This window comes from Heyndrickxia sp. FW510-T9 (genome assembly GCF_058781025.1).
Genome location: NZ_JBYSWK010000043.1, coordinates 29,045 through 36,320, shown reverse-complemented (window position 1 = coordinate 36,320; position 7,276 = coordinate 29,045). Strand labels below are relative to the sequence as shown.

Below are 7,276 nucleotides of genomic sequence, written 5' to 3'. Positions count from 1 at the left end.
CTCCATTGGGTTCGTTGTTTACTTGTTCGGCATTTCATCTTAGTTTTTCAGCATTCTTCTCGTGGTTCCGCGTTTTAACGTAAAAGTTCCGCGGTTCCACGAAAAAGTTCCGCGGTTTCCCTTGTTTGTTCCGCGTTTCATCTTAGTTTTTCAGCATTCTTCTCGAAGTTCCGCGGTTTATCGTAAAAGTTCAGCGGTTTCCGATGTTTGTTCAGCGTTTCCTCTTAGTTTTTCAGCAATCTTCTCGAAGTTCCGCGGTTTTACGTAAAAGTTCAGCGTTTCCCGTTGTTTTTTCATCGTTTTACCTTAGTTTTTCAGCAATCTTCTCGAGGTTCCGCGTTTTTACGTGAAAGTTCCGCGTTTCCCGTTGTTTTTTCAACGTTTTACCTTAGTTTTTCAGCATTCTTCTCGAAGTTCCGCGTTTTTACGAAAAGTTCCGCGTTTTCCGGTGTTTGTTCCGCGTTTCACCTTTATCTTCCGTCAACTCTCTTCATAGATTTTGTTCTCCTCTAATAAAAAAACAAGACACGATACCACTTTATGCAAATGGTATCGTCCCCTTTAAAATTATTTGTTTTTTCTCATTTTACCGATGACTAGTGTTAAGACGAATGGAACCACGATTGCGATTGCCATGCCGATAAAGAATGGTCCCCAATTTTGCGCTCTAATGGATAAGAATGCTGGTAAACCGCCGACACCAACAGATGGTGCGAGTACATGATTAATGGTAATGAACATGCCTGCGATGGCGGAACCGATAATCGCTGAAATAAAGGCGAATCGGAATCGGAGGTTGACCCCGAACATTGCTGGTTCCGTAATCCCTAGGTAAGCTGAGACTGCTGATGTCAAGGATAATCCTTTTAACTTTTCATCTCGTGTTGCGAACATCATACCAAGTGCGGCTGATCCTTGTGCAATATTAGATAGTGCAACCATCGGCCATAAGAATGTTGTTCCTGTGCTACCGATTAATTGTAAGTCGACTGCAAGGAATGTGTGATGCATACCCGTGATAACGAGTGGTGCATATAGTAAACCATAGATTAAACCGCCGAGTGCTGGTGCTGCATGGAAAATGTTAACGACTCCATGTGTAATAGCATTGGCAATGGCAAATGTAACAGGTCCGATAACAATAAATGATAAAAATCCGGTAACTAGTAAAGCGATTGGTGCAACGAGTAGCAATTGAAAGGCATCTGCAATTCGCTTCTTCAAAAACAATTCAATTTTTGCTAATACCCATGATGCTACAAGCACAGGTAAAACTTGACCTTGATAGCCGATTTTGTCAATATGAAGTCCAAATAAGTTCCATTGCGGAATTTTGTCTGTAGAACCATATGCCCATGCATTTAATAAATCTGGATGCACAAGCATTAAACCAAGGACAATCCCAAGTAATGGATTTCCACCAAATTTCTTCACTGCAGACCAACCGATTAAAGCCGGTAAGAAGGTAAAAGCTGTGTTGGCAATTAAGTTGATAATGCTAGCGAAATCTGCCCATTGCGGATACACATCAACTAATGATTTTTTATCAAAGAAAATACCTTGTCCTGTTAGAACATTATTGATACCCATTAGCAAACCAGCTGTAACGATTGCTGGCAGAATTGGAATGAAAATATCTGCTAATGTTTTGATCGCTCTTTGCAATGGATTTAGATTTTTGGCAGCTGCATCTTTGATTTCTTGCTTCGATGCCTCACCGATTCCAGTAAGGTCCACCATTTCGATATAGACCTTGTCTACAGTTCCTTGCCCGATTACGACTTGAAACTGGCCATTTGCGGAAAATGAACCTTTTACAAGATCAATATTTTCAAGTTCTTCTTTATTCACTTTCCCTTCATCAACTAACGCAAAGCGTAAGCGTGTGACGCAGTGTGTAGCAGCTGCAATGTTTTCCTTGCCACCAACTGCTTGTACTATTTTCTTCGCAGCTTCTCTATTGCTCGACATATTCTCCCCATCCTTTTGTTATCGTTTTCATTCTTTCGGAAAAAATTTACTCCAATCAGTATGTGGAGGCGTTTTCATTTTTCACAAAATAAATCTATGAATCTTAAACACTTGTATATACAAGATCAATCTTATATGATTATCTTAACTTGTATATACAAGTGTGTCAATAATTTTTTTGAAAATTTGAGGAATGCCTTGGATTTCATTGTTCGTTTAAAATATACAAATACCCCCATGCCATTTTGCAAGGGGGATAAAACCTGTATTAATTCAATATTTCACTTATTAAAATGGATAAATTCTCACTTAAGTCGATTTCTTCACCACTGTTTTTCGTACGGACAATTGGGCGGTGAAGATTATTTTGAATTCGAAAGACAATCGCTTCTTGCTGATTGCTTAATCTGACTTTTGTTCCTGGTATATAGGAAGGGATACTATCCATAAAAGCTTGGACCATTTTAGAATGGAAGTCGACACCATTTTTTGCCATGATCATTTCTAATGCTAAATGGGGTAAGGCTTCTCCACTAGAAACGAGATGTTCATAACAGTTTGCGACTGCGCAAATTTGCGGAAACTCGAGAATGTCTGATCCAGACAGTTTACGCGGGTAACCAGTTCCATTAAAGTGTTCATGGTGCTGATAGGCAATATGGGCAGAAAGCAAGTTGATTTCACGATATTTTCGAAGTAATTCAAACCCTTTTTCGGGATGTAAGGCTATATCATCGGTTATCATCTTCCCAATGTCATGGAGCATGGTTCCCATCGCAAGATCACGCTGCTGTGAATTAGTGTAACCTAATTTTTTGGAGGTTTGCAAGGCAAGTAGTGTTACATTCACAACATGGGCATATGGTTTTAATTCTTCAGTTACAGAGGAGGACGGAATTAAATATATCGTTTTTCTTCTCGTTACTTCAAATATAATTTTATTAATAGCTACTTGTAAGTCAAAAACATTTAATGGTTTGTTCTGCTTCGCCAATTCATATACTTTTTGAACAACTTCAATCGCATCCATCCAAGTAGGCATATCAAGCAATTCATCCATTGTTATACCGTGGGACTCTGCATCCTCTACTATTAAGGTGGAAATATTCATTTGCTTGATTCGTTCTAAATATACAGGATGAATCGTTCGGCCAGCCGTAAGTAAAATTCTTTTTTGTTTATCATAAATTGGTCTAGCAAGCTGCATGGTTCTGTAGTCATATTCTTCTATTTGAATAAAACGCATTTCAAAAAACCTTCTTTACCGCATTAAATTGTATTTTTTAGTATACATGATATTGGTGCACATGACCAATGAAGAAAGGCGGAAATTAAATAGGTATTCTATCTTATTTCAATGCTCTTGGATTTGAATTTTTTTATTCTTATTCACGTAAAATAATCTCGTGTAAAGTACCGTCGATGGAGTAATAAAATGATGGTAATCTCAAAAAATGGAGTTAATGGAGTGTTCTTTCCCCAAAATTAGGTCAATCTATATGAACAAAAAAGTAGTTGAATTCAAAAGTTCTGGGGAACTGCACGAAATCGGTTTGCAAACTGAACGAAATTAGTGGGGAACTGCACGAAATAAGACTATATACCCAGAACGCAACCGAATCAATAAAACACTCTATCTTTTAAATAGTAAAATCTATACATTAATTAAAAAGAAAACCCTCTCCCACAGGAGAAGGCAAGTTCTTATCGGACTTCAACCCAACCATTTTTTATTGCTGATACTACGGCTTGGGTGCGATCGTTCGCATTCATTTTTTGTAAAATATTGGATACATGATTTTTAACCGTTTTTTCACTTATATACAAAGCTTCCCCGATAACACGGTTGCTTTTTCCATCAGCAAGTAGCTGCAATACTTCGCACTCACGTGGTGTTAATAAGTGAAGAGGTCTTACTACTTCTGGCTGTTGGTAGCCTTTTCCGATGTTTTGTCTGTTAGCTAAGCGTCGGTACTCTGTCACTAAGTTATGAGTAATTTTGGGATGTAGATAGGATCCGCCATCCGCTACCACTTTTACGGCTTCAATTAAGGCATCAGAATCCATTTCTTTTAAAAGATATCCTGTTGCACCTGTTTTTAGCGCATGGGTAACATAGTTTTCATCATCATGAATGGATAAAATAATTACCTTTGTATCCGGGTATGTATCTATTAATTGTCTCGTTGCTTCAATCCCGTTTTTGTTAGGCATATTAATATCCATGAGAACTACATCTGGTTTATGCTGTTCAATAATGTTAAGGGCAGCATCTCCGTCGTCACCTTCAGCAACAATATCGAATGTTTTTTCAAATTCTAATATACGTTTTACACCTTCTCGAAATAATTGGTGATCATCAATTATGGCAATTTTCGTCGTCATTTGCCTCGGCCTCCTTTGTCCCATTCATTAATCTTCTATTGGTACTTGAATTGTTATAATCGTGCCTAATCCTTGTTTGGAATCAATCGTAATATTTCCATCGAGAAGATCTATTCTTTCCTTCATGCCGACAATTCCGAAAGAGCCTTCCTTTTTTGCTCTTACATCGAACCCTTTCCCATTGTCTTTAATAATCACGATAATACGGTCTTTTTTCATTTCCAACTTTACTTGGATAGCAGAAGCCTCCGCATGCTTCATGGCATTTTGAACAGATTCTTGAACAAGTCTGAATAATGCCACTTCATAATTCGATTGAATTCTTTTTTCCTCACCGAAATTATAAAACTGAATATGAGGAGCGCCATTATTATATTCTTCGATTCTAGCTAAATATTTTCTGAGGGTAGGCACTAAATCTAGATCATCAAGCGCCATCGGCCGTAGATCATAGATGATGCGGCGAACTTCAGATAATGAAGATCTCACCATTCGTTTTAAATCGGATACTTCATTAATGGCCTCCTGTGCGCCTCTTTCCCGATAAATTTTTTCAATTAAATCAGATCTAATTAACATATTGGCAAGCATTTGTGCAGGACCGTCATGGATCTCTCTTGAAAGTCGCTTTCGTTCTTCTTCCTGTGCTTCTATTACTTTCAATCCGAAATCCTGTCTTTCTTTCGCATCCTCTAACGCACTACCTAATAGTTTCAGATCTTTTGTTAAATAGTTTAAAACGACGCTCGTTTGTGAGACTAAATGATCTGCACGATCGATTGTTTCTTTAAGGTTAACCAATCTCCGCTCTAGCTCATCACGTCTTTTTCGTAAGTTTTTCTCTAGCTCCCGATTCATGGAGAGCTTCATTTGGAGATTATGTGCTACTTCGTATGCATTACGGACCTCATCTTCCGAGTAATTACGAAAATGATGACTGACATCTGAAAGACGACGCCTCGAAAAACGTGCTTTTCCTTCCAAGTCATCTCCTTCATCGATTACTTTTCCGACCATCGACTTAATTTCTTTTAATTCTGATCTAAGAGAATCATAGTCTTGGCGGCACTGCTCTCCAATTCGAAAAATCTCTGATTTACTGCTATCGACGGTAGAAATCATTTTTTCTAGTATACCATCAAGAGCCTTCGTATCAATTTTTTTTAAAGACATTTATCATTCCTCCAGGGGTTTCTCCCTTTTGGGATAAAATTATTTTAACTCAATCGAAATCCAATAACTATTTGAAATCATTGGGAATATTAAATTAGGAAAATGCTCCTAACTTTTTTCTACATCTAATGACCTATTCATAGATTCAATGTATAATATTCGATCATTTCGCCTTTTTTCCCTGCTAGGTTACGATACTACTAAAAGTATTTACATTTTTATAAACGCTTTTTACTTCTTAAAAATTTCACGCATTACACTTGCAGCTATTGAATTTTTTTAAGAAGAGATACTATGAAACTAGGTATTTTCACAAAATACGAAAACAACCTAATATTATTATACCAAAACAATTTATATTTAATATTTTTGTTTTGTTACATTTTTTTGCTAAGTTTGTTTCCTATAGAAATCTGTTATAAATACATATGGGTAGACATCTTTTTTTAATGTTGTTCATTTTTAGATTTTTTTCTACTAAAGCAACATAGTTTAAGAAAAGCTTTATATATACGAAGACACTTGTTTACACCTTTATTTTGGATAGAAAAGATGCCCCTAAGACAAGCTCGCCTTGGATTTAAAACAAATGACGAAAAGCCACAATTAATACGATAACAGCATTATGAAAAGTACCTTTGCTATTGCAACAAGATCGTTTTTTGCTACCATATATATAGACAATTTCGGAGGGATATATATGTTAAAGCAGTATTTTACAGTAAAAGAACGTGGAAGCTATGAAATAAATATACAAAAATCGAGATTTATCGCCCATGTTAACCGTGCCACTACCGAGACATGTGCCCAAGAATTTATTCAGGAAATCAAAAAAAAGCACTGGGATGCTTCTCATAATTGTTCAGCCTACATGATTGGGCAAAATAATGAAATTCAGAAAGCAAATGATGATGGTGAACCGAGCGGAACCGCCGGTGTTCCAATACTGGAGGTTCTCAAAAAACGCGAATTAAAGGATACAGTTGTCGTAGTTACCAGATATTTTGGTGGAATAAAGCTTGGGGCAGGCGGACTTATTCGTGCTTATGGAAAATCTACTTCTGAAGGAATTAATGAGGTAGGAAGAGTCGAGCGCAAACTCATGAGGATTATCCACACAACCATTGATTACACTTGGCTCGGGAAAATTGAAAATGAACTACGCTCCTCTATATATGCAATAAAAGAAATTCATTATGTGGATAATGTCGAAATCGAAACATTTGTCGAAGAAAATCAGGTTGGCAATTTTACAGAGTGGATGGTAGAAATGACAAATGGGCAGGCTGTGATTTCAGAAGGGGACATTCTTTATTTGGAGAAGGATGTATTATAAATACTTTTCATAGGACCGTTATTAATTTTGTGGAATATTTGGTTGACGTACGTTCCTCGCTAACTTTGACAAATTTGGTTTTACGTCTTAATCGGTAATACTGTATCTTGGTGGACACATGTTCTTGCTATCTGTGCCAAAAATGGTATTTCAAGTTTTAATGGGCATACTGTCAGTTTGGTGGACATACGTTCCGCTATCTGTGATAAAAATGGTGTTTCAAGTTATAATGGGCTTACGTTCCACTATCTGTGACAAAATGGTATTTCAAGTTTTAATGGGCATACTGTCAGTTTGGTGGACATACGTTCCGCTATCTGTGACAAAAATGGTGTTTCAAGTTTTAATGGGCATACTGTCAGTTTGGTGGACATACGTTCCGCTATCTGTGACAAAAATGGTGTTTTCGCG

At 37.1% G+C, this 7,276-nt stretch carries 6 protein-coding genes; 2 read left to right on the top strand and 4 right to left on the bottom strand.

Features of this window, described 5'->3' with window-relative positions:
* Positions 1 to 567: 567 nt before the first annotated feature.
* From treP to AC3WJF_RS17915, 4 genes are all read right to left on the bottom strand, one after another.
* Positions 568 to 1,971, bottom strand: coding sequence for a PTS system trehalose-specific EIIBC component (gene treP, locus AC3WJF_RS17930; protein WP_492454636.1), 1,404 nt, complete (start codon positions 1,969 to 1,971; stop codon positions 568 to 570).
* A gap of 268 nt (positions 1,972 to 2,239) precedes the next feature.
* Entirely contained in the window at positions 2,240 to 3,217 is a 978-nt protein-coding gene (locus tag AC3WJF_RS17925; protein WP_492454634.1) for an HD-GYP domain-containing protein, read from the bottom strand.
* 458 nt (positions 3,218 to 3,675) lie between these two features.
* Entirely contained in the window at positions 3,676 to 4,356 is a 681-nt protein-coding gene (locus tag AC3WJF_RS17920) for a response regulator (RefSeq protein WP_492454632.1), read from the bottom strand.
* 27 nt (positions 4,357 to 4,383) lie between these two features.
* Positions 4,384 to 5,529, bottom strand: coding sequence for a sensor histidine kinase (locus tag AC3WJF_RS17915; protein ID WP_492454631.1), 1,146 nt, complete (start codon positions 5,527 to 5,529; stop codon positions 4,384 to 4,386).
* Between the two features lie 700 nt (positions 5,530 to 6,229).
* Between AC3WJF_RS17915 and AC3WJF_RS17910 the strand changes: the two genes are divergently transcribed.
* On the top strand, positions 6,230 to 6,865 hold the full coding sequence (locus tag AC3WJF_RS17910) for a YigZ family protein (protein ID WP_492454629.1): 636 nt from the start codon (positions 6,230 to 6,232) through the stop codon (positions 6,863 to 6,865).
* A 124-nt stretch (positions 6,866 to 6,989) separates the two neighbouring features.
* Positions 6,990 to 7,276: hypothetical protein (locus AC3WJF_RS17905; protein WP_492454627.1), on the top strand; the 287-nt coding region annotated here is incomplete at its 3' end.

Excerpts from the sequence above, each read along its gene's own strand:
- treP (WP_492454636.1), bottom strand. The coding sequence starts at position 1,971 with ATGTCGAGCAATAGAGAAGCTGCGAAGAAAATAGTACAAGCAGTTGGT.
- AC3WJF_RS17925 (WP_492454634.1), bottom strand. The coding sequence starts at position 3,217 with ATGCGTTTTATTCAAATAGAAGAATATGACTACAGAACCATGCAGCTT.
- AC3WJF_RS17920 (WP_492454632.1), bottom strand. The coding sequence starts at position 4,356 with ATGACGACGAAAATTGCCATAATTGATGATCACCAATTATTTCGAGAA.
- AC3WJF_RS17915 (WP_492454631.1), bottom strand. The coding sequence starts at position 5,529 with ATGTCTTTAAAAAAAATTGATACGAAGGCTCTTGATGGTATACTAGAA.
- AC3WJF_RS17910 (WP_492454629.1), top strand. The coding sequence starts at position 6,230 with ATGTTAAAGCAGTATTTTACAGTAAAAGAACGTGGAAGCTATGAAATA.